Annotated in this window: 22 protein-coding genes; 7 read left to right on the top strand and 15 right to left on the bottom strand. The window is 38.6% G+C overall.

Annotated elements, in window-relative coordinates; genetic code table 11:
• Positions 1–17: 17 nt before the first annotated feature.
• Positions 18–1,253, bottom strand: coding sequence for a transferrin-binding protein-like solute binding protein (locus ICJ55_RS04410; RefSeq protein WP_188157476.1), 1,236 nt, complete (start codon positions 1,251–1,253; stop codon positions 18–20).
• Between the two features lie 166 nt (positions 1,254–1,419).
• Here ICJ55_RS04410 and hutZ point away from each other — a divergent pair, with 166 nt between their 5' ends.
• Positions 1,420–1,938: a heme utilization protein HutZ gene (gene hutZ, locus ICJ55_RS04405; protein WP_025216704.1), complete on the top strand. Its 519-nt coding sequence runs from the start codon at positions 1,420–1,422 to the stop codon at positions 1,936–1,938.
• Between the two features lie 150 nt (positions 1,939–2,088).
• Positions 2,089–4,701 (top strand): aminopeptidase N, encoded by a 2,613-nt coding sequence (pepN, locus tag ICJ55_RS04400; protein WP_188157475.1) that lies wholly within the window; start codon positions 2,089–2,091, stop codon positions 4,699–4,701.
• Positions 4,702–4,770: 69 nt separating this feature from the next.
• Here the strand turns inward: pepN and ICJ55_RS04395 are convergent, their stop codons facing one another.
• Both ICJ55_RS04395 and ICJ55_RS04390 read right to left on the bottom strand, forming a co-directional pair.
• Positions 4,771–5,043 (bottom strand): acylphosphatase, encoded by a 273-nt coding sequence (locus ICJ55_RS04395; RefSeq protein WP_188157474.1) that lies wholly within the window; start codon positions 5,041–5,043, stop codon positions 4,771–4,773.
• 59 nt (positions 5,044–5,102) lie between these two features.
• Positions 5,103–6,737 (bottom strand): ABC transporter substrate-binding protein, encoded by a 1,635-nt coding sequence (locus ICJ55_RS04390; RefSeq protein ID WP_188157473.1) that lies wholly within the window; start codon positions 6,735–6,737, stop codon positions 5,103–5,105.
• 430 nt (positions 6,738–7,167) lie between these two features.
• Between ICJ55_RS04390 and leuC the strand changes: the two genes are divergently transcribed.
• Together leuC and leuD are read left to right on the top strand one after the other, a co-directional pair.
• On the top strand, positions 7,168–8,586 hold the full coding sequence (gene leuC, locus ICJ55_RS04385; protein WP_188157472.1) for a 3-isopropylmalate dehydratase large subunit: 1,419 nt from the start codon (positions 7,168–7,170) through the stop codon (positions 8,584–8,586).
• A 12-nt stretch (positions 8,587–8,598) separates the two neighbouring features.
• Positions 8,599–9,201, top strand: a complete 603-nt coding sequence (gene leuD / locus ICJ55_RS04380) for a 3-isopropylmalate dehydratase small subunit (RefSeq protein ID WP_188157471.1) — start codon at positions 8,599–8,601, stop codon at positions 9,199–9,201.
• A 56-nt stretch (positions 9,202–9,257) separates the two neighbouring features.
• Here leuD and ICJ55_RS04375 read toward each other — a convergent pair whose 3' ends face one another.
• The 3 genes from ICJ55_RS04375 to dusA are packed head-to-tail and all read right to left on the bottom strand — an operon-like array spanning position 9,258 to position 11,241.
• Positions 9,258–9,722: a hypothetical protein gene (locus tag ICJ55_RS04375; protein ID WP_188157470.1), complete on the bottom strand. Its 465-nt coding sequence runs from the start codon at positions 9,720–9,722 to the stop codon at positions 9,258–9,260.
• 22 nt (positions 9,723–9,744) lie between these two features.
• Positions 9,745–10,251: a DUF2301 domain-containing membrane protein gene (locus ICJ55_RS04370; RefSeq protein ID WP_188157469.1), complete on the bottom strand. Its 507-nt coding sequence runs from the start codon at positions 10,249–10,251 to the stop codon at positions 9,745–9,747.
• 15 nt (positions 10,252–10,266) lie between these two features.
• On the bottom strand, positions 10,267–11,241 hold the full coding sequence (gene dusA / locus ICJ55_RS04365; RefSeq protein ID WP_188157468.1) for a tRNA dihydrouridine(20/20a) synthase DusA: 975 nt from the start codon (positions 11,239–11,241) through the stop codon (positions 10,267–10,269).
• A gap of 347 nt (positions 11,242–11,588) precedes the next feature.
• Here dusA and ICJ55_RS04360 point away from each other — a divergent pair, with 347 nt between their 5' ends.
• Positions 11,589–12,566, top strand: a complete 978-nt coding sequence (locus ICJ55_RS04360) for a ribonucleotide-diphosphate reductase subunit beta (RefSeq protein ID WP_188157467.1) — start codon at positions 11,589–11,591, stop codon at positions 12,564–12,566.
• Entirely contained in the window at positions 12,553–14,220 is a 1,668-nt protein-coding gene (locus tag ICJ55_RS04355) for a ribonucleoside-diphosphate reductase subunit alpha (protein WP_188157466.1), read from the top strand. The genes ICJ55_RS04360 and ICJ55_RS04355 overlap by 14 nt, the downstream gene beginning before the upstream one ends.
• Positions 14,221–14,295: 75 nt before the next feature.
• Here the strand turns inward: ICJ55_RS04355 and nudC are convergent, their stop codons facing one another.
• The 5 genes from nudC to pepQ are packed head-to-tail and all read right to left on the bottom strand — an operon-like array spanning position 14,296 to position 18,388.
• Complete coding sequence (gene nudC, locus ICJ55_RS04350) at positions 14,296–15,060, bottom strand: NAD(+) diphosphatase (protein WP_188157465.1); 765 nt, start codon at positions 15,058–15,060, stop codon at positions 14,296–14,298.
• Positions 15,053–15,736 (bottom strand): pseudouridine synthase, encoded by a 684-nt coding sequence (locus ICJ55_RS04345; protein ID WP_188157464.1) that lies wholly within the window; start codon positions 15,734–15,736, stop codon positions 15,053–15,055. Before ICJ55_RS04345 ends, nudC begins: the two co-directional genes overlap by 8 nt.
• The gene (locus tag ICJ55_RS04340; protein ID WP_188157463.1) at positions 15,733–16,581 is read right to left on the bottom strand and encodes a DMT family transporter; all 849 of its coding nucleotides are present in this window, start codon (positions 16,579–16,581) and stop codon (positions 15,733–15,735) included. Before ICJ55_RS04340 ends, ICJ55_RS04345 begins: the two co-directional genes overlap by 4 nt.
• On the bottom strand, positions 16,581–17,066 hold the full coding sequence (locus ICJ55_RS04335) for an FxsA family protein (protein WP_188157462.1): 486 nt from the start codon (positions 17,064–17,066) through the stop codon (positions 16,581–16,583). The genes ICJ55_RS04340 and ICJ55_RS04335 overlap by 1 nt, the downstream gene beginning before the upstream one ends.
• Positions 17,066–18,388 carry a Xaa-Pro dipeptidase gene (gene pepQ, locus ICJ55_RS04330; RefSeq protein ID WP_188157461.1) on the bottom strand — a complete coding sequence of 441 codons (1,323 nt, stop codon included), beginning with the start codon at positions 18,386–18,388 and terminating at the stop codon, positions 17,066–17,068. The genes ICJ55_RS04335 and pepQ overlap by 1 nt, the downstream gene beginning before the upstream one ends.
• A 10-nt stretch (positions 18,389–18,398) precedes the next feature.
• Here pepQ and tusA point away from each other — a divergent pair, with 10 nt between their 5' ends.
• Entirely contained in the window at positions 18,399–18,641 is a 243-nt protein-coding gene (gene tusA, locus ICJ55_RS04325) for a sulfurtransferase TusA (RefSeq protein WP_025247284.1), read from the top strand.
• A gap of 58 nt (positions 18,642–18,699) precedes the next feature.
• Here the strand turns inward: tusA and rraB are convergent, their stop codons facing one another.
• Genes rraB through ICJ55_RS04305 form a run of 4 tightly spaced genes read right to left on the bottom strand, consistent with a single transcriptional unit; the run spans position 18,700 to position 21,009 of the window.
• On the bottom strand, positions 18,700–19,128 hold the full coding sequence (rraB, locus tag ICJ55_RS04320; RefSeq protein WP_025247283.1) for a ribonuclease E inhibitor RraB: 429 nt from the start codon (positions 19,126–19,128) through the stop codon (positions 18,700–18,702).
• Positions 19,129–19,142: 14 nt separating this feature from the next.
• A complete protein-coding gene (yihA, locus tag ICJ55_RS04315) occupies positions 19,143–19,754 on the bottom strand; it encodes a ribosome biogenesis GTP-binding protein YihA/YsxC (protein ID WP_188157460.1) in 612 nt (203 codons plus the stop codon).
• 1 nt (position 19,755) lies between these two features.
• Positions 19,756–20,175: a DUF805 domain-containing protein gene (locus ICJ55_RS04310; protein WP_188157459.1), complete on the bottom strand. Its 420-nt coding sequence runs from the start codon at positions 20,173–20,175 to the stop codon at positions 19,756–19,758.
• A 3-nt stretch (positions 20,176–20,178) separates the two neighbouring features.
• Complete coding sequence (locus ICJ55_RS04305) at positions 20,179–21,009, bottom strand: ZIP family metal transporter (RefSeq protein ID WP_188157458.1); 831 nt, start codon at positions 21,007–21,009, stop codon at positions 20,179–20,181.
• Positions 21,010–21,141 lie beyond the last annotated feature (132 nt).

The following is a 21,141-nucleotide window of genomic DNA, read 5'->3' as shown; positions in this document are numbered from 1 at the left end:
AAAGGGGAGAGCCTTTTTTACTGTTTCGTTACACCAAATACACCCTGAACTTTATCTGATTGGTAAATACCTGATAGATATTTCGCATCATCGCCAAAGAAACCGGCTTGCATTTTGACCTCTTTATTTTCATTAGCAACTCCCGAAATAGAGTTCTCGGTGATTTTACTGTCAAAAGTGTAAGCATCTACTTTCGCATTAACAGAACGATCATTTTGAGTTGCTGCAAACTCCGTATTCAACTCAACACGAACCGTTTTATCTGCAAAATTCACTTTAGCATAAGCTGATCCGCTGTCTGCCCCCCAAGAACCATATTTATGCGAAACTTGCCCCACATTTCCTAAATAAGTAAATATCCCTTCTTTAGGCATATTAGAAACCTCTGTGGCCTTACCTTGTGAATACACATAACCTTTTTCCGTTCCTTCGTGGTGATAAACGCCATAACGGACAGTTGCACCAGAGTGATCCCATCGGCTTGCTCCCCCTAAATTATTTCTCCAGCCGGTATATACAGCATCAATACCAACATCAACTGCACTCCCTCTATCATCAATTACCGTAATATAACTAATTCCTTCTCGAGTATCCGGAGCATCTATAGATGAAACTGTGCCATCTTTATCTTTTACCAAAACACCACCAGAGAGTTTACCGCTCGCTGCCGTCATTTTTCCTGACGCTCCCCCAAAGATTTTATCGCTAATTGGTGCTCGAGATTTTGCCTCTTCTAAATCTGCTTTCGCTTTATTTAAGTCCTCTTGTGCTTTTGCTGCATCTTCTTGTGCTTTTTGAGCATTATTAATTGCATCGTTAGCTTTTTTAGCTGCGTCATCTGCTTGCTTTTTAATGGCTGCCACTTCTTCTTGAGATTTAGCCAAAGCCTCTGCCAATCTAGCATCACCAGCCTCTGTTGCAGCTTTGATAGCATTTTTTAATTGTTCATCTAATTGTTGTACTAATTCTGCAGTTTTCGCTTCATTTCCCTTAGCTTCTGCTAATTGGGCTTCTAATTTTTCAATTTCACTTTTACTGACAGATTGAGATGAAGCCAGCCTATTTTGTAAACGTTGTAATGTACTTTGTAGATCAGATAAAGTGGAGTTTAGATCCGTTACTTCGCTTTTTAGAATTTCATACTCTTGTTTATCTACTTTGTTATTAGAACCACCACTAGAACTGCTGGAAGAACAAGCTGACATACCTAATGCACAAAGAACGGCAAAAGTTGATAATATTATTTTTTTCATACAAATCCTCTTAGGTTTATTCAATTTTAATAAGCATTTAATAATATAAATATCGGCAAGGAATATAATTCAAATAAAAACTATTTTCAATATCATTCTTATTGATCGAACACTCATTTTTTCAATATAATAAATAGGCTAACCCAATCATTAATAAGGAGAAATAATGACAACAAACCGCCAAGAGGTTTTACAAAACCGTTTAGGTCCTGAACTAGAAGAACTAAAACAACAAATTAAGACGATTGTAATGGCAACAACAGATAAAGATGGCACTCCAAATGTGAGCTATGCTCCTTTTGTTATTCACAATGGCGAATATAAAGTGCTTATTTCAATTATTGCCCGCCACGCACGAAATTTGCAGGAAATACCTAAAGTTTCCCTAATGCTGATTGAAGATGAGAACAAAAGTCGCCAAATTTTTGCACGTCGTCGTTTAACCTTTGATGCAACAGCCCGTATTATTGAACGCGATCAAGAGGAATGGAATATAAGCATTAATGCACTTAAAGCCAGACACGGTGAATTAATTGATGATCTATCTAATATGCAAGATTTCAAACTCTTTAGCTTTAAACCAACCGCAGGTTTATTTGTGAAAGGTTTTGGACAAGCATTTGATGTTGGCGTTGATGATTTAATCAGCTTAGTACATCTCGATCAAGGGCATCAAACTCTATAATTCCAATACTTCCCAAACGGCTATAAATGACAATATTTATAGCCGTTTTGTTTGATACAAGCGGTCATATTTCTTGGAAAATTTGCAATAAATTTAGTACAATAACCAGCACTATTCTAGCGGCGAAATGCCAATCAAAAAGGAAATCCTATGCAACCTAAAGCAAGACTAAGAAAAGATTATAAAGCACCAGATTTCACTATTACTGATATTTATCTTGATTTTCAACTTGACCCAGATCGCACCTTTGTAACCTCAACCTTAACTGTTGAACGTAAAAATAGCGAAGCAACTACACTTAAATTAGATGGTCATAGTTTTGATTTCCTTTCGATTAAATTTAATGGTGAGCCATTTTCATCTTACGAAAAAGATGATGAATCTTTAACCTTGAATTTAGCAGAAGTAAAAGCTGATCGCTTTGAACTTCAAATTGAGACAGCCTTAAACCCTGCACAAAATACCTCACTACAAGGTTTATATAAATCGGGCGACGGACTTTGCACACAGTGTGAAGCTGAAGGTTTCCGCCAAATTACTTATATGCTTGACCGCCCTGATGTACTTGCAAAATACACGACAAAAATCACCGCTAGTAAGAACAAATATCCTTACTTACTCTCTAACGGTAACCGTATTGCTCAAGGTGAATTGCACGACGGCAGACACTGGGTGGAATGGCAAGATCCATTCTTCAAACCAAGCTATTTATTTGCATTAGTGGCTGGCGATTTTGACCTCCTACAAGATAAATTTATTACTAAAAGCGGACGTGAAGTTACCTTAGAAATCTACGTTGATCGTGGTAATTTAGACCGTGCCCCTTGGGCGATGGAGAGCTTAAAACGCTCAATGAAATGGGACGAAGACCGCTTCGGTTTAGAGTACGATTTAGATATTTATATGATTGTTGCCGTTGATTTCTTCAATATGGGAGCAATGGAAAATAAAGGCTTAAATATTTTCAACTCTAAATTTGTATTGGCAAAACCGGAAACTGCAACTGATACCGATTATTTAGATATTGAAGCAGTTATCGCCCACGAATATTTCCATAACTGGACGGGCAACCGCATTACTTGCCGTGATTGGTTTCAATTAAGCCTAAAAGAAGGTTTAACCGTTTTCCGTGATCAGGAATTTACTTCGGATTTATGGGCTCGTTCGGCAAAACGTATCGAAGATGTACGTCTATTGCGTACAGTGCAATTTGCCGAAGATGCCAGCCCGATGGCACATCCAATTCGTCCGGAAAAAGTCATTGAAATGAACAATTTCTACACTGTAACTGTGTATGAAAAAGGGGCAGAAATCATTCGTATGATCCACACCCTATTAGGCGAAGAGAAATTCCAACAAGGAATGAAGCTCTATGTAGAAAGACACGACGGTTCAGCCGCTACCTGTGAAGATTTCGTTAAGGCAATGGAAGATGCTTCAGGCGTTGATTTAGAACAGTTCCGCCGTTGGTATAGCCAATCGGGAACACCTGAACTCACGATTTCCGATGAATATGATGAAGCTCGCAAAACCTATCGCTTACATATTTCACAAATGACACCAGCTACTCAAGACCAAATGGATAAGCTGAATTTGCATATTCCACTAAAAATTGCGTTATATGGTGAAAATGACGGAAAACATATTCCATTACAGTATGAACTATTAACGGTAAGTGATGTATTGGACGTTACCGCTGAACATCAAACCTTTGAGTTCCACAATGTAACGCAACGCCCTGTGCCTGCGTTATTATGTGATTTCTCTGCCCCTGTGCGTTTAGATTACAACTACACCACCGAACAGCTTTTAACCTTACTTAAACACGCTGAAAATGATTTCATACGCTGGGATGCTGCACAAATGCTCTACACCAACGAACTGCGTGAAAATTTAAGCCGTTATCAGCAAAATCAGCCGTTTAGCTTCTCAGAAGGTTTAGTCGAAGCCTTAACTTTCGTGTTAGATAATTCAGCCAAATCGCCTGAATTAACCGCATTAACGCTCACATTACCGAAAGAAACTGAATTTGCCGAGTCGTTTAAAACCATTGACCCAACGGGTATTTCTCTTGTCCGTGAGTTTATGCAACATTCGATTGCTCAAGCATTACAAGATAAATTATTAATTGTTTATAACCAAAACAAATGTGATGCTTACCAAGTGGTCGCAGAAGATATTGCTAAACGTGCGTTACGCAATGTCTGCTTAAGTTATTTAGCCTTTACTGACTTAGGTAATACCCTTGTGCATAAACATTACAATAATGCAGACAATATGACTGATACGCTAGCCGCATTACAAGCAGCGACTAAAGCACAGCTAAGTTGCCGTGATGCATTATTGGCAGATTTTGAGGAAAAATGGAAACACGATGGCTTAGTAATGGACAAATGGTTTATGCTCCAAGCCACCCGCCCGGATGAAAACGTATTGGCGATTGTACAAAGTTTAATGGAACACCCAAGTTTTAACTTTAACAATCCAAACCGACTACGTTCATTAGTAGGAGCATTCTGCGGTCAAAACCCGAAAGCCTTCCACGCTATTGATGGCTCAGGTTATCGTTTCTTAGTCGATACCCTTATCAAACTAAATGAAAGCAACCCACAAGTGGCTGCACGACTTATTGAACCACTCATTAAACTCTCTCGTTACGATAATCAACGCCAAACCTTGATGCGTCGTGGTTTAGAGCGTTTACGTGAGATGGATAATCTCGCTCGTGATTTATTCGAGAAAATCGAAAAAGCGTTAGATTAGATAACCTCAAACTACAAGCGGTCGAATTTTGTAAATTTTTTACTAAAAACGACCGCTTGTTTGTTATTTTTAACCTTTTATCTCAAACCTATCAAAGGTTTCTCCACTACTATAATCACTAACGATCACTCGCTCTACTTTTGCAGAAGGTGAACCTTGATGTAACCATTGTTCAAACTGAGCCATTGCTAACTCATCTGCCGTTGCAATAACTTCTACCGAGCCATCATTGCAGTTTCTCACATAGCCTTTCACTCCCAATTTTTCAGCTTCTTTTAACGTGAAAAAACGAAAAGCAACACCTTGAACCCGACCATAAATCGAAAACCGTTTTACTACCATATTTTCCTCAAAAAATTAGGCTGCTTATTTTTCAATAAGCAGCCTAAACCTAAAAATGATTATTTCACGATGTATAAGTTACGAAGTAAAATATCATCTTGTGGATCTTTACCTTCATAGCCTTTCACATAAGGTTTCACCAAGCGTGGATTGACATAGTTGTAAATCGGCATAATAGCAAAATCTTTCGCTAACTGCTCTTCTGCTTTCGCATAAGCAGCTGCACGACCTGCGGCATCGGTTGCTTTGTAAGATTCTGCTACCGCAGCATCGTAGGCTTGGTTCTTATAGAATGCCGTATTGTTGCTGGAATTCGATAAGAAGTACTTAATGAAGGTCGAGGCTTGGTTATAGTCTGCCGCCCAGCCAGCACGAGAAACATCGTAGTTTGCATTACGGCGTGTATCTAAGAATGTTTTCCACTCTTGGTTCTCTAATTTCACATCCACAATACCATCTGTACCTTGTTTCCATAAGGACGAAACCGCAATCGCAATTTTCTTGTGGTTATCGTTAGTATTATAAAGAACTGTGAATTTCAGTGGGTTCGATTTGCTATAACCCGCTTCTTCCAACAATTTCAATGCTTTTGCTTTACGTTCTGCCATTGGTTGCGTTGAATACGCCGGCTGCTGGATTTTATCCCCTTCGTGGATATAAGGAGGCGTAAACACATAGGTTGGAGTTTGACCTTGCCCTAATACTTTATCGGTGATGATGTTACGATCTAAAGCTAAGTTTAATGCTTCACGCACTTTCACATTATCAAATGGAGCACGTTTGTGGTTAAACTCGTAGTAATAGGTTGAAAGTGTTCTTGCTGTGAATACTTCATTTGGAATCTCTTTTTTAAGAGTTGCAAACTGCTCCGGTGGTAAGGAATAGTTCGTCATATCCAAATCACCCGCACGATAACGAGCTACATCAGTTGTCGCATTAGGAATAGCTAAGAAAGTCGCTTTATTAATCACAGTTTCTTTGTCGTTCCAGTAATTCGGGTTACGGGCAAAAACGATTTTCTCATTAATGATGTGATCTGCTAAAGTATAAGCACCATTACCTACTAAATTTCCTTTTTTCACCCACGCATCACCTAATTTTTCTACTGTTGCTTTATGCACAGGTAAAACAGAAGAGTGAGTTACAAGCTCTGCTGCATAAGGAATTGGCTGGCTTAATTGCACTTGGAAAGTGTGATCATCAACCGCTTTCACCGCTAGCTCTTCCGGTTTTTTCTTTCCATCAATAATGTCTTGAGCATTTTCAACATTCAAATAAGTTAAGTAACTTGAGTAAGGTGAAGCAGTGAGTGGGTTCACTAAACGCTGCCAAGAGAAAACGAAATCGTGAGCGGTTACCGGCTCGCCGTTAGACCATTTAGCATCTTTACGTAATTTAAATGTCCAAGTCTTATAATCCGGTGTGCTTTCCCAAGATTCCGCCACCCCCGGTTGGATATTACCATCAGCATCTTTGGTCACTAAGCCTTCAAAAAGCTGATAAGCAACTTGAGACTCAGGCACACCTTCAATTTTATGCGGGTCAAAACTTGAAGGCTCAGAGCCGTTATTAATAACAATTTCTTGTTTGTCTGCTAATGCTGTACCTTCCGGCACTTTGGCTGCAAAAACATTAGCTGATAAGCCTAATACTAAAGAGGTGGCTAACAATGAAAGACGGAATTTTGACTGCATAATTTAAGCTCCATTTATAAATAAAGACTGGGTTCAAAATAATATTTTTCAAATTAATTTTTTTAAGTCTAGGGATTATTATTTTAATTGCAAGGGGATTTTTAAAAAAATGTGATAGATATCTCCTTTTAATCTAAAAAATGATGAAAAATATGTCAAAGAAAATAGCTCTATAAACTGTAATAATGACTAGATAACTTGCTGTAACAATTCAACAAATCAGCATAATATGCTAAACATTGATTATTAAAGCTATTTTTAGCTTGATTTAACAGAATAAAAATCCTTATTTTCTGTAAAAATACTATTTTACTTTCATTTTTTTAGTCGTTATATTCATATCCATCATTAACAAGCGGTCAATTTTGCAAAATTTTTTACAAATCTAACCGCTTGAGTACAAAATTATCTTATTGAGTTGGACTATTTTATGCAGCAAGCTAAAACCCTATATCAGAAACTTTTCGATTCACACGTTGTGTATGAAGCCGAAGGCGAAACGCCGATTATTTATATCAACCGACACTTAATTCACGAAGTAACCAGCCCACAAGCTTTCGATGGTTTGCGTGTTGCGGGTCGTCAAGTTCGCCAAGTGAGCAAAACCTTCGGCACTATGGACCACAGTATTTCTACTCAAGTGCGTGATGTGCAAAAATTGGAAGGGCAAGCGAAAGTTCAAGTATTAGAACTCGCCAAAAACTGTGAAGAAAACGGTATTTCGTTGTTCGACATCACCAAAAAACAACAGGGCATCGTACACGTTATGGGACCGGAACAAGGCTTGACTTTACCCGGAATGACCATTGTATGTGGCGATTCCCACACTGCTACCCATGGTGCTTTCGGAGCATTGGCATTTGGTATCGGTACATCTGAAGTAGAGCACGTTTTAGCTACTCAAACCTTAAAACAAGCCCGTGCGAAAAGTATGAAAGTAGAAGTGCGTGGCAAAGTGAACCCGGGTATTACCGCAAAAGATATCGTGCTTGCGATTATCGGAAAAACTACAATGGCTGGCGGTACAGGCTATGTGGTGGAATTCTGCGGTGAAGCCATTCGTGATCTTTCAATGGAAGGTAGAATGACTGTATGCAATATGGCAATCGAATTTGGTGCTAAGGCTGGTATTGTTGCCCCTGATGAAACTACTTTCGCTTACTTAAAAGATCGTCCAAATGCACCGAAAGGTAAGGACTGGGACGATGCCATTGAATATTGGAAAACGCTAAAAACCGATGAAGGTGCGGTTTACGATGCCGAAGTGATTTTAGAAGCGAAAGACATTGCACCACAAGTCACTTGGGGTACTAACCCTGGGCAAGTAATCGGGATTGATGATGTCATTCCAAACCCTGAGGAAATGGCAGATCCTGTTACTCGAGCTTCTGCGGAAAAAGCCTTAGCTTACATCGGCTTAGAGCCACATACAGATATGAAAAATGTGCCTGTTGATCAAGTCTTTATCGGCTCTTGCACCAATGCCCGTATTGAAGATTTACGTGCAGCAGCGGCAGTAATGAAAGGTCGTAAAAAAGCAGATAATGTTAAACGCATTCTTGTTGTACCGGGCTCTGGCTTAGTAAAAGAACAAGCGGAAAAAGAGGGTTTGGATAAAATCTTTATCGAAGCCGGTGCAGAATGGCGTAATCCGGGTTGCTCAATGTGTTTAGGAATGAATGATGACATCTTGGGCGAATGGGAGCGTTGTGCTTCAACCTCTAACCGTAACTTTGAAGGTCGTCAAGGGCGTAACGGTCGTACCCACTTAGTCAGCCCTGCAATGGCAGCCGCAGCAGCCGTATTTGGTAAATTTGTTGATATTCGTAATGTTTCATTAAACGCATAAGAGGTATAAAAAATGGCAGGTATCAAACAACATTCAGGCTTAGTCGTTCCTCTTGATGCAGCGAACGTGGACACTGATGCAATCATTCCAAAACAGTTTTTACAAGCAATTACCCGAGTAGGCTTTGGTAAACACCTATTCCACGAATGGCGTTATTTAGATGCGGCAGAAACCCAGCCTAATCCGGATTTTGTGCTGAATTTTCCACAATATCAAGGAGCAACAATTCTTCTTGCTCGCAAAAATTTAGGTTGCGGCTCTTCTCGTGAACACGCTCCTTGGGCATTGGCAGATTATGGCTTTAAAGTGATGATTGCCCCAAGTTTTGCGGATATTTTCTACAACAACAGCCTTAACAACCATATGCTTCCAATCAAATTAACCGAAGAAGAAGTGGAAGAGATCTTCCAATGGGTGTGGGCAAATGAAGGCAAACAGATCCACGTTGATTTAGAAGCAATGACCGTTACCTCTGGCGATAAAGTATATACTTTCGAGTTAGATGAATTCCGCCGCCACTGTTTACTCAATGGTTTAGATAATATCGGCTTAACACTTCAGCACGAGCAAAAAATTGCGGAATACGAGAGTAAAATTCCTGCATTCTTACGCTAATTTCTCAATAAAAAACGGCTAGAATTTAAATTTCTAGCCGTTTTTTCTATTCTCAACTAGCCTTCCCGACACTCTAACCAAGGCAGATTATGTTTGTAATAAACCGATTTAAACTCCCGAGCCACTAATTCTACGTAACTGCCCTCAATCGGCTGATAAGAGCGATAACGCACCTCAAATTTCGTGCCTCTAGCATTTAAATTAATATTCGCAATATGGTCGAATGGATACAGTTTCCCGCCGTCTAATTGGAAATAGATACCAAAATTCTCTTGCTTACGGCTCTCAGACCACAATGGGAAATAAGTTGCCAAATAAGAGCTGCCACCTGTGGTAAAATTCTTACAGTAATAGCTATAGCGTTTATAATTTTTCGGATTATTCAGCTCAGCTTGGCTGATATTCTCTTTTAAATAGCCTACCTGTTGCTTATGTTGCGTTGTTTTTGGTGATTGTAGTGGCGTACAAGCAAATAAGCCAATAACCGTTGTTGCCATTAAGGCAATTTTAAATTTTTTCATAAAAATCCTAATTAAATAATCCTTAAACCTGATATTTAGTTTTATCGCCAATATCAAAATGCAGCGGCATTCGCCATTTTTGAATGCTTAACACTAACAGTAACAAGCCACAGGTAACACTTAAAATCTGAACAACTACAATCCAGCCTAAAGCAAAGGCAATCCATAAGATGACCATCAAGATCGGCTGAAAATTCAAACCAAATACTCTAAAACAAAAATACTCTTTATAGCTTAATCCACCAATAACCAGTAGCATTGCACCTAAAGCTAACAACGGAAAATTAAAAATATAGAACAGTAAACCTAACCACGCTGAGAATTGGAAAATCAGGCGGAATATTTTGGCATAAAGATGTAAAGATGAAGCCAACATTGTGCCTGCTATCAATAAACCAAGTTGAGCCATTGATGTGTAATAAGGCAGCAAAAACAGCATTAATGTAGCTAGTACAAAACCGCTACGATAAACAATAACAGTTAAATAATCCCAAAAATCCATTGGCGATTTAATATGCGGATCTGCCATATTCACTCCTCCATCTTATCTGATAAACGCTAGAGCTTGTTCAACAACTTCTACGCCCGCCCCTTGTTTAGTCGCATTTTCGCTTAAATGACGACGCCACTGTCTTGCCCCTTTGCAATTTTGGAACGCCCCGAGCATATGACGAACAATATGATTTAAATAGACACCTTTTGCCAGCTCCCGTTCAATGTAAGGAAACATCTTTTTCACCGCTTCTTTAGCCATTACAAGCGGTCGATTTTCACCAAAAATTTGCAAATCAATCTCGCCTAACATCGATGGATTTTGATATGCCTCACGCCCTACCATCACGCCATCAACAAACTGTAGATGCTGTTTGATTTCCTCAATAGTTTTAATTCCGCCATTAATTGTGATATTGAGATGCGGAAAATCACGTTTGAGTTGGTAAACACGCTCATAATCCAGAGGTGGAATTTCACGGTTTTCCTTCGGGCTTAAGCCCGTAAGCCACGCTTTGCGGGCGTGGACGATAAAATCATTGCTATAAGGCTGCACTTTTTCAATAAAATCGCAGAGAAACTCATAGCTATCAAGATCATCAATTCCTATACGGTGTTTGACGGTAACCGGAATGTCTACCACATCTTGCATCGCTTTAATGCAATCGGCGACTAAATCGGCTTTTGCCATTAAGCAAGCCCCAAACATACCGTTCTGCACACGGTCAGACGGGCAGCCAACATTTAAATTGACTTCCGCATAACCTCGCTCTTCTACCAATTTAGCACAATGAGCAAGCTGAGTAGGATCACTTCCACCCAATTGCAATGCAACAGGATTTTCACTCGGGTCGTATTCCAGCAAATCATACTTGGCGTGCAAAATAGCCGGGGCGGTGATCATTTCAGTATAGAGCAACGCATTTTGGCTGAATTGACGGTGAAAATAACGACAATGACGCGTTGTCCAATCTAACATTGGTGCAACCGAAAAACGTCCACGATAAAATTGTTCAGTCTTATTCATAAAAATTCAAATAATATTGGTAAAAAATAGAAAAAAACGACCGCTTGTAACTTATAAAAACAGCCAAATATCATACTCGAAAAAGGAAGCTAAACATAGTTTTATCAAGGCTTTCTTAATTTATTGCATACTTTTGAAACAAACGATAAAACACAATATCTAGTGGTTAGACCATAAAATAAACACAATATATTGATATAAAAATTTACAAAATTATTTTCCTTTATAAATCAATAAGCTAACAAAAACGAAGTAAAAAGGTTGTTTGTCAAGTCTTGTCTTGAAACTTTTTTTGCATACAATCATCTCCCAGATTGAAATCAAACTTTAAGATAGAGCCTAAGAATATGTCTAGAAATCTTTTCCAAAAACGCTTAAATATTAAGCCGTATGAGTATCCTGAGCTTCTTGAATTTAAAGATGCTATCCGCCATTCTTACTGGTTACATACCGAGTTTAACTTTACCGGTGATATTCAAGATTACCGCACTACTATTAACGATCACGAACGCCACGTTTTAACCCGTGCGATGCTTGCTATTTCGCAAGTAGAGGTGAATGTAAAACGTTTCTGGGGTGAGTTATACCGCTATTTCCCCAAACCGGAAATGGACGATGTAGGCGGTACTTTCGCAGAAAGTGAAGTACGTCATAAAGATGCGTATTCATTCTTATTGGAAAAGTTAGGCTTAAACGAAATGTTTAGCCAAATTCACGATATTGAACCATTAATGAACCGTATTCGTTATATGGAAAGTTTTATGAAAGATAAAGATGCAGGCAAAGGCGAGTTTGTATTGTCTTTAGTGCTGTTCTCTTTATTTGTAGAGCATATTTCGTTATTCGGTCAGTTCATTATTATGATGTCATTCAACAAGCATAAAAACCTATTTAAGGGGATTTCAAATGCGGTTGAAGCAACCTCTAAAGAAGAGGAAATTCACGGAAAATTTGGTATTGCGTTATACGAAATCTTGCGTGATGAACACAGTGAACTTTTCACGCCGGAATTCTTTAGAGACTTAGAAACTCTTGCTACTCAAGCATTTGAGGCAGAAAAAGGGATCTTAGACTGGATTTTCGAAGAGGGCGATTTAAGCTTTATCACCAAAGCAACGGTAGAAAACTATATTAAGAACCGTTACAACAATTCGTTGAGTATTTTAGGTTTAGAACCGCCACACAATATTGATCCTGAATTGTTAAAAGAAACTGAGTGGTTTGATATTGAAATTCTTTCTACCAAAGAAACCGATTTCTTTAACAAACGTAGTACCGATTATTCTAAAAAAATGAAGCAGATTACCGCAGATGACTTATTCTAATACAGACCGCCCAGACTTCCACTGGTTAAATGAAGACAGCCGTTTATTCTTACAACGTGGCTATTTATTGGAAGGCACTACCGCATTAGACCGTATTCGTTTTATTGCCGAGCACGCAGAACGTAAACTTGGCATTGAAGGCTACGCGGATAAATTCTATCACTATATGGCGAGAGGCTATTTCTCACTTTCTTCACCAATTTGGTCAAACTTTGGTTTAGATCGTGGTTTGCCAATTTCGTGCTTCGGTAGCTATATTGGCGACTCAATTCACGAAATTATGGTAACCACCGCTGAAGTGGGTATGATGAGTAAAATCGGTGGCGGTACATCAGCGTATTTTGGTGATATTCGCCCACGTGGTTCTTTAATTAAGAATAATGGTAAATCAGACGGTTCATTTAACTTCAGTAAGTTATTCGATACAGTAATTGATGTGATTTCTCAAGGAACATCACGCAAAGGTCAATTTGCCGGCTATATTGATATTGAACACGGTGATATTGATGAATGGTTAGATATTCACACCGAAGGCAACCCAATCCAATTAATGTATTACGGTGTTTGCGTTGGACACGATTGGTTAGAATCAATGAAAGCAGGCGATCCATACAAACGTCAGCTTTGGGCAAAATTACTGCAACGTAAAACTGAAACCGGTATCCCATATTTATTCTTTAAAGACAATGCCAACGCAGGGCGTCCTGATGTCTATAAAGATAAAAATATGACGATTCACGCATCAAACTTATGTACTGAAATTATGTTGCCTTCAAGCAACGATGAAAGTTTCGTATGCTGTTTATCGTCAATGAACCTACTCTATTTTGATGAGTGGAAAGATACCGATGCACCGGAAACATTAACCTATTTCCTCGATGTGGTAATGAGTGAATTTATTGAGAAAAGTCGTTCAATTCCATTCTTAGAGCGTGCAAATCGTTTTGCGGTTCGCCACCGTGCATTAGGTTTAGGCGTGCTAGGTTGGCATAGTTACTTACAAGCGAACAATATTGCCTTTGATAGCTTCCAAGCAATGCAAAAAAACAATGAAATTTTCAAAACATTGCAACAAAAAACATTAAAAGCATCACAAGAATTGGCACAACGCTTTGGTGAGCCGGAAATTTTAGAAGGTTATGGTCGCCGCAATACTACTTTAATGAGTATTGCCCCAACTAAATCCAGTAGCTTTATTTTAGGTAGCGTTTCGCCATCAGTCGAACCGTTTAAATCAAACTACTATGTAAAAGATTTAGCGAAAATCAAAACTGTGTATAAAAACCCATTCTTAGAGAAACTACTCCAAGAAAAAGGCTTAGATACGGAAGAAATTTGGGAATCTATTTTACATAACGATGGCTCTGTTCAGCATTTAGAACAACTTTCCGAGCACGAAAAAGAGGTGTTTAAAACTTTTGCGGAAATCAGCCAATTAAGTGTCATTCAGCAAGCAGCTCAACGTCAGCAATATATTGACCAAGGGCAAAGTATTAATGTGATGATCCACCCTGCAACACCTGCACGTGATCTAAACCAACTCTACTTAACCGCTGAAGAGTTAGGCTTAAAGTCCATTTATTACCAAAACTCAATGAGTGCTGCTCAAGTGTTTAACCGTAACCTACTAAGCTGCTCAAGTTGTGAAGGATAATTGAAAGCGTAAAAATAAAAATGCTGAATAATGAACGTTATTCAGCACTTTTTATTTAATAAAACAAATCGTTATTTACCCCTGCTGCTCTCGACACAACTTTAGTGTTGCTTGAATTAACTCAAATGCAATTGTGCCTTTTTGTGGGATTTCGGGAAGTTCATCATCACAATCAAACCACTTCGCATCGCAAATTTCTTCTTCCTGTAGCTGAATTTCGCCACTTTCATAATCTGCCAAAAATCCAAGCATTAGAGAATTAGGAAATGCCCACGGTTGGCTACCAAAATAACGTACGTTTTTAACTTTCAATCCTGTTTCTTCAAATATTTCACGATGAACCGCATTTTCAACAGGTTCGCCCGCTTCCACAAAACCAGCTAAAGTAGTGTAAATCGTGCCTTTATGGCGTAAATGATTTGCCAGCAAAATTTGTCTGCCTTTACGCACAGCGACAATAATTGATGGGCTAATAGTTGGATAAACCCGATTACCGCAAGCATTACAATGAACCGCAATTTCATTATCTGCCAGTACGGTTTTCTCACCACATTTCCCACAAAATTGATGGGTGTGAAAGAAATGATTTAACGATACAGCCCTATGCAATAAATGACTTAATTCCGGCTCTCGCCCAATTTGCGTTCTTAAATAAACGAACTCTCGATAATTATCTTCCTCAGTTGCTTTCACTAAATAAACAGGCAAATTTTGATAAATCCCTATCGCTAATTTTTCACGCTCACTTAAGCCAAATTCTTCTGCCAAACCGCAAGGAATTTCGCCATTCACTAATGCAATATCAAAATCCCTAACAATGATCCAATATCCTTTATTCATCTTTTAATCCTAACTGTTTGAACAATTTACGTTTTTCACTTTCTGATAATATTCGGTATGCTCCACTGTCTAAATCTGCCAATTCAAAATCACCTAAACCGACACGGATCAGCCGTAAAGTTGGAAAACCAATATGTGCCGTCATTCGTCTGACTTGGCGATTTTTGCCCTCGTGAATAATCAATTCAACCCAGCTGGTTGGAATGCTTTTTCGCTCACGAATTTTGGGAGCAGATTGCCAATGATAGTTTGGCTCAGAAATCGCTTTTGCTTTCGCGGGCTGGGTTAAACCATCTTTTAATTCCACACCTTTTTCTAATTTCGCTAAATCGGTAAGAGTAGGAATGCCTTCTACTTGCACCCAATAAGTTTTTTGTTTCTCAAATTTTGGGTGAGCTAAACGATGTTGTAGCTCGCCATTATTGGTTAAAAGCAATAAGCCTTCGCTATCTCTGTCTAACCGACCTACAGGGTAAACATTGGGAATAGCGATAAAATCCTTTAACGTTTTTCGCCCTTGCTCATCGGTAAATTGCGTAAGTACATCGTAGGGCTTATTAAAGAGCACGACGGTCGTTTCAGCAAAAGTAAGCGGTCGTTTTTTCTCCCGTTTTTGCAAATTTTTAGCAAAATTTGACCGCTTGTTTGGTGCTCTTTTAAAGATTGGTTGTTTCATTTTTTCAAATTCGCCCACGCAACAGAGAGTAAAATAATTGCTCCGCCGATAATCATCTTAAGCGTTGGTATTTCACCAAAACAAATCCACGCAATTGCAATCGCGTAAACCGGCTCAAGTGAGATAATCATTGAAGCGGTACGTGCATTAATGGTATCAAGGCTTGAAATAAACAAAGTATAAGCAAGTGTTGTACACAAAAAGCCAATGCAGAAAATCCAAAACCAATCTTGTGCAGACACACTAGGCAATTCAGTTAGCGAAAAAGGTAGCAGTAAAATCGTTGCAAAAATATACTGCCACCAACTTGCCTGCACACCGGAAATTTTGCTCATTGTATTGCGGTTAAATACCGCAAGAATGCCGTAAACTAATGCCGAAAAAACACCCCAAAGTAAGCCTTGTGTGGCTTCATTACTGAAAGTAAATTCAGGAGTAACTAAAATCAAACCGATGGTAATTGCAATCAGTAATACGACTTCTCGAAAACGTAATTTTTCACGGAAGAATAAACTTTCAAACAACGCCACAAAGGCAGGGAAACTGGCAAAACCCAGCGTTGCAACCGCTACGCCTCCAACTTTAACGGCAATAAAAAAAGTTACCCAATGGGCTGATAATAATGCAGCAGAAACGACTTGTTGCCCTAATTGTTGAAAAGTGAGTTTTGCAAGCGGTTGCTTTTTCCATAAAAAATACAAAGAGATCATCGCAAATGCGATCATCACCCGCCCTAGCACGATGGTTTCGGCAGAACTTTGAATTAATGCTCCGAAAATACCTGAAGCACCGAAAAACACTGCTGTGCCGTGTACTTTCAACAGAGCAAGCGTTCTTTTATCCATTATTTGATCCTTTTGGTTTCATCTTGAGGCTCAGGCTTATGTTCAAACTCAGCATCAAACGTGTTGCTATCTTGTGGTGATTGTGAATGAAAATGGGTATTTTGCGAGGTAAAACGCATAAAAACTTTATTTTTCACACTATTAATCACAAAGGCTTGAATAAGTTTTCGGCTAAATGGCAGCACACATAAAATCGCCAAAATATCGCTTAAAAAGCCGGGAATAATCAATAAAATGCCTGCTAGAACAAACATTATTGAATTACCTACTGCTTCTGTTGGCATTTTGCCTTGACTGAGCTCCTGCTTAATTGAGTAAAGTGTGTAAACTCCCCTCAGCTTTACAAACCATAAGCCTAAAAAAGAGATAGCAACTAATAATAAAATGGTGGCTAGCACACCAATTTCAGAGCCGATGCTAACCAGCAGTGAAATTTCACAATAGATATAAAAGAAAATTCCAAAAAGGATTATTAAAATCGGCATTATTTCCTCACATTTAATTCTGCTTTTGCGGTTAAGTTTTCCGCACCTGTTGCACGTATCACAATATTATCTTCAGTACGAATACCGCCAAAGCGTTTAAAATCATCAATTTTCTGCCAGTTGAAAGCAGAAGAATAAGCACTATTTTTCCAGCTATTCAGCAACATATCAATAAAATAGAAACCCGGCTCAATAGTCAGTACCATATTTTCCTGTAAATCACGGGTACAACGCAGGCTAGGATAAGCCTCTGGTGGTGCTTTATGACTACCTCTTACATTTTGTTGAAAACCTGCCACATCGTGAACCTGAATGCCAAGTAAATGCCCTAATCCGTGTGGGAAGAATGTTCTGCTAATGCCTTCTTCAAAAATCTGCTCTGCCGGTAAATGAATAAATTGATGTTCGGCTAAGAGCTGAGAAATCATCTGCTGCATTCGGGTGTGATAATGTAAATAATTAATGCCAATCGATAAATCAGCAATAATCTCTAATTTGAATTGCTCCATTTTAGCCACCAATTCCGCAAATTCCGATGAACTATCAAAGGCATAAGTTCGAGTAAGATCAGAGGCATAGCCATTTACCGTTGTACCCGCATCAATTAAAAAGCTATGGCGTTTTGTTTCAGTATCAAAATCTAATGCCGTATAATGTAATATTGCTCCGTTTTGATTGATCGCCATAATATTGCCGTAAGGGACATTTAGATCAGACTGCTGAGTGGCTTTTAAATATTCAAGATTAATTTCAAACTCACTTTTGCCTGTAAAAAAGGCTTCTTTAGCTGCTTGATGTCCTTTCAACGCTGAAAATTGAGCTTGGTAAATACTCTCGATCTCAAATTCAGTTTTAATCGAACGCTCAAAATTAAGAATATTCAGGATTTTTTGCGGATTAATTTGGCTAAAGCCAAATGAATTTGCAAGCAGACTATCCTCTCCAATAAAAGCACAAGCGGTCGGATTTTGGATAAATTTTGCAATTTCAGTTTCAGACTTAAGTAAAACCCATTCAAATTCAGTGGCAAAAAAAGCTTCCGTCGGTATTTTTGGAGTAGAAACCCAATAATCTTCAGGGGCATAAAAGTAAATTGTTGGCTTATTTTTACCATCTAGGAATAACCAGCAATTTTCAGCTTGGGGATAAGGGAAAAAGTAATTAAAATAAGGGTTAATTTTAAATGGTGCAGTTTGATCGTCTAAAAACAATGTTCTTGCTTTGCCCGAATAAATCCACAAGCCATCTAAAAAGGTTTTCTCGAGTAAGTCTTGTACGACATTTTGCAAGCGAGAGAGATGTTTAGAAAATAATGTTTTCATAAGGAATAGAATGAATAAGTTAATTGTAAATAGAGAATTAGATACCTTAGGGCTACGCTGCCCGGAGCCGGTAATGCTGACCCGTAAAACAATCCGCACAATGGAAGATGGCGAGGTTCTACATATTATTGCCGACGACCCTGCAACTACTCGCGATATTCCGAGTTTTTGCGAATTTATGGATCATCAGCTTCTTCAAAAAGAGATTTCTTCCTCGCCATATCACTATTGGATAAAAAAAGGATTATCCTAAATGCAAGACAAGCGGTGAAATTATGCAAAAAATTTACATAAATCCACCGCTTGTATTTTTAATGACGAGTTGGTTCGTCATCAAAATCATCGTCTTCGTCGAAGAACTCGCCATCATCACCGTACTCATCGTCATCAGCATTTGGATCTTCAAAGTAAGTTCCCCAACCTTCATATTCAGCACCCGCTTTTTCAATTAAAGGCAGTAATTCTTTCTGTTGTGCCGTAATGAGATCTGCATTTAAGTTAATTTCACTCACGATATCACACACAAAAATGACTTTGCCATTTTCTTCTTCCACTTCTTCCGCTTCAGAAATTTCATAGCCAAGTTTATAAGCATCAACCACTAATTTCTCTAATTTATCAAAGTCTCGATGTGCAACGTGATGCTCAATAATATAAAGTGCATCAGGATCTGAACCGTCTTTTAATAAATTTTCAATAATTTCATCGGTTTCAGCTCGTAATTCTTCTAAATTGTACATACTCAATTCCTCATTTATTCTGCTTCAAAAATAGGGGCAAACCAGCTATCTAATTTAGCTGAGAGCTTATCCACGCCAATTTTATTTAATGCCGAGTAAGCCTCAACTTGAATATCGCCTTGAAAAGGCAAAATTGCCTCTCGCACCATTTTCACTTGTTTAGAGCGAGCTGATTGACTTAATTTATCCGCTTTGGTCAATAGTAATAAAACGGGTAAATCTGCTGAAACTGCCCATTCAATCATCTGTTGATCAAGATCTTTTAATGGATGTCGAATATCCATTAAAACCACTACACCACCTAAGCATTCTCGTTTTTGTAAGTATTCACCCAATGCCTTTTGCCATTGAATTTTCATTTGTTCTGGAACAGCTGCATAACCGTAGCCCGGCAAATCCACCAACTTACAATTCGGTTCTACTTCAAATAAGTTGATTAATTGGGTTCGACCCGGCGTTTTAGAGGTACGAGCTAAACTTTTTTGATTCGTTAAAGCATTTAATGCCGTTGATTTGCCCGCATTAGAACGGCCGGCAAACGCAATTTCCACACCTGTATCTTCCGGTAAGTGGCGAATATCAGGAGCGGAGGTTAAAAAATGGGTTTTATGATAATTTAATTTCATTTTATTCTCTTAATTTAAATGATAAGCCTCGCTCACCGTACTGGTTTGGATTTGGGTTTCCTTTAAAAATACCCCATTCTAAGAAGAGGATCATCGCAATAAAGGCAGGCATTACATTGCCAAGTAATACTTTCATTATACCTTGAGTATAGCCTGATGCCAGATAGCAAATAATCGGCACTAATACCATTAACAGGGCTTTACCTGAGCGGTCTCTATCGTGCAAACGTTTCACAATAATCGCAGATAGGCTAAATACTGAAACCCATAACGGTAAAAAACTAAAAAAAGTTAAATTAGCCAAATCTGCCAGAAAAATAGCGACTATCAATAGAAAAACAAAGTTAATCAAAAAGCCTGTCCAAAAGCCTTGTCTGTTTAATCTACCTTTAAAACCAAAAAGTGCATTATACCAAATCATACCTTACCCTAAAGCAACATCTAATATCATCATTACCACAAAGCCTAGCATTAAACTTAAGGTTGCAATATCGGTATTACCATTGCTTTGTGATTCAGGAATTAGCTCTTCTACTACCACGAAAATCATCGCTCCAGCGGCAAAAGCAAGAGCATAAGGTAGAATTGCCGTCATCGAAAGCACAAAAATCGCACCAATAACCGCTGCAATAGGTTCAACTGCCGCAGACATAGCTCCATACCAAAAGGCTTTTTTTCTACTATGCCCCTCAGCCCTAATTGGAAGAGCAAGAGAAGAACCCTCAGGTATATTCTGTAAACCAATACCTATTGCTAAGCCAATCGCTCCCATAATAGAAGCATCTACACTCGCCATTTGGCTTGCTAAAGCTCCAAAAGTTACACCAATAGCCAACCCTTCTGGAATATTATGGATCGTAATGGCTAAAAACAGTAAAGTAGTTTTTGACAACCCTTTTGTAAGCTGCTTATTTCCTTCTGCTTGCTCAATAGGCTTACTAAGGTGTAAATGTGGAACGATATAGTCAATTAGTCTGATGAAAGCACCACCAGCAAGAAAGCCAATCGCTGCCGGCAGCCAAGCTAGCTCACCATAATCAGCTTCGGCATAATCTAAAGAAGGTGAAAGCAAAGACCAAAATGAAGCTGCAATCATCACACCGGCAGCAAAGCCCATCATACTGTCCAATAATTTTCGATTTACCGATCTAAAAAAATAGACAAATGATGAGCCTAAAATTGTACATCCCCAAGTAAATAACCCGGCTAAAAATGCCTGCCATACAGGAGAAAGCGAAAGGAAATATTCAAACAAAGCAAATTAGCCATAAAAAATCAATATGTATTTATTCTATCAAATATTCAGATCTATTAATATAGCGTAAATATAGCTATGATGATGATTCTATTTGTAAAATTTAATAAAAAACCCCAAGTATTCTTTACC

It is taken from the genome of Mannheimia bovis, assembly GCF_014541205.1.
GTDB classification, from domain to species: domain Bacteria; phylum Pseudomonadota; class Gammaproteobacteria; order Enterobacterales; family Pasteurellaceae; genus Mannheimia; species Mannheimia bovis.
Note: the sequence above shows the minus strand (reverse complement) of the source record. Positions and strands in the feature narration are given on the sequence as shown.

What these genes read in the sequence shown, in the direction of transcription:
- nudC (WP_188157465.1), bottom strand. Translation starts at nt 15,060, where the DNA reads ATGAATAAAGGATATTGGATCATTGTTAGGGATTTTGATATTGCATTA.
- ICJ55_RS04410 (WP_188157476.1), bottom strand. Translation starts at nt 1,253, where the DNA reads ATGAAAAAAATAATATTATCAACTTTTGCCGTTCTTTGTGCATTAGGT.
- ICJ55_RS04345 (WP_188157464.1), bottom strand. Translation starts at nt 15,736, where the DNA reads ATGAAACAACCAATCTTTAAAAGAGCACCAAACAAGCGGTCAAATTTT.
- hutZ (WP_025216704.1), top strand. Translation starts at nt 1,420, where the DNA reads ATGACAACAAACCGCCAAGAGGTTTTACAAAACCGTTTAGGTCCTGAA.
- dusA (WP_188157468.1), bottom strand. Translation starts at nt 11,241, where the DNA reads ATGAATAAGACTGAACAATTTTATCGTGGACGTTTTTCGGTTGCACCA.
- ICJ55_RS04340 (WP_188157463.1), bottom strand. Translation starts at nt 16,581, where the DNA reads ATGGATAAAAGAACGCTTGCTCTGTTGAAAGTACACGGCACAGCAGTG.
- ICJ55_RS04370 (WP_188157469.1), bottom strand. Translation starts at nt 10,251, where the DNA reads ATGGCAGATCCGCATATTAAATCGCCAATGGATTTTTGGGATTATTTA.
- ICJ55_RS04395 (WP_188157474.1), bottom strand. Translation starts at nt 5,043, where the DNA reads ATGGTAGTAAAACGGTTTTCGATTTATGGTCGGGTTCAAGGTGTTGCT.
- rraB (WP_025247283.1), bottom strand. Translation starts at nt 19,128, where the DNA reads ATGTACAATTTAGAAGAATTACGAGCTGAAACCGATGAAATTATTGAA.
- ICJ55_RS04375 (WP_188157470.1), bottom strand. Translation starts at nt 9,722, where the DNA reads ATGAAAAAATTTAAAATTGCCTTAATGGCAACAACGGTTATTGGCTTA.
- ICJ55_RS04355 (WP_188157466.1), top strand. Translation starts at nt 12,553, where the DNA reads ATGACTTATTCTAATACAGACCGCCCAGACTTCCACTGGTTAAATGAA.
- pepN (WP_188157475.1), top strand. Translation starts at nt 2,089, where the DNA reads ATGCAACCTAAAGCAAGACTAAGAAAAGATTATAAAGCACCAGATTTC.
- ICJ55_RS04310 (WP_188157459.1), bottom strand. Translation starts at nt 20,175, where the DNA reads ATGATTTGGTATAATGCACTTTTTGGTTTTAAAGGTAGATTAAACAGA.
- ICJ55_RS04335 (WP_188157462.1), bottom strand. Translation starts at nt 17,066, where the DNA reads ATGCCGATTTTAATAATCCTTTTTGGAATTTTCTTTTATATCTATTGT.
- tusA (WP_025247284.1), top strand. Translation starts at nt 18,399, where the DNA reads ATGAATAAGTTAATTGTAAATAGAGAATTAGATACCTTAGGGCTACGC.
- leuC (WP_188157472.1), top strand. Translation starts at nt 7,168, where the DNA reads ATGCAGCAAGCTAAAACCCTATATCAGAAACTTTTCGATTCACACGTT.
- ICJ55_RS04360 (WP_188157467.1), top strand. Translation starts at nt 11,589, where the DNA reads ATGTCTAGAAATCTTTTCCAAAAACGCTTAAATATTAAGCCGTATGAG.
- pepQ (WP_188157461.1), bottom strand. Translation starts at nt 18,388, where the DNA reads ATGAAAACATTATTTTCTAAACATCTCTCTCGCTTGCAAAATGTCGTA.
- ICJ55_RS04390 (WP_188157473.1), bottom strand. Translation starts at nt 6,737, where the DNA reads ATGCAGTCAAAATTCCGTCTTTCATTGTTAGCCACCTCTTTAGTATTA.
- leuD (WP_188157471.1), top strand. Translation starts at nt 8,599, where the DNA reads ATGGCAGGTATCAAACAACATTCAGGCTTAGTCGTTCCTCTTGATGCA.
- yihA (WP_188157460.1), bottom strand. Translation starts at nt 19,754, where the DNA reads ATGAAATTAAATTATCATAAAACCCATTTTTTAACCTCCGCTCCTGAT.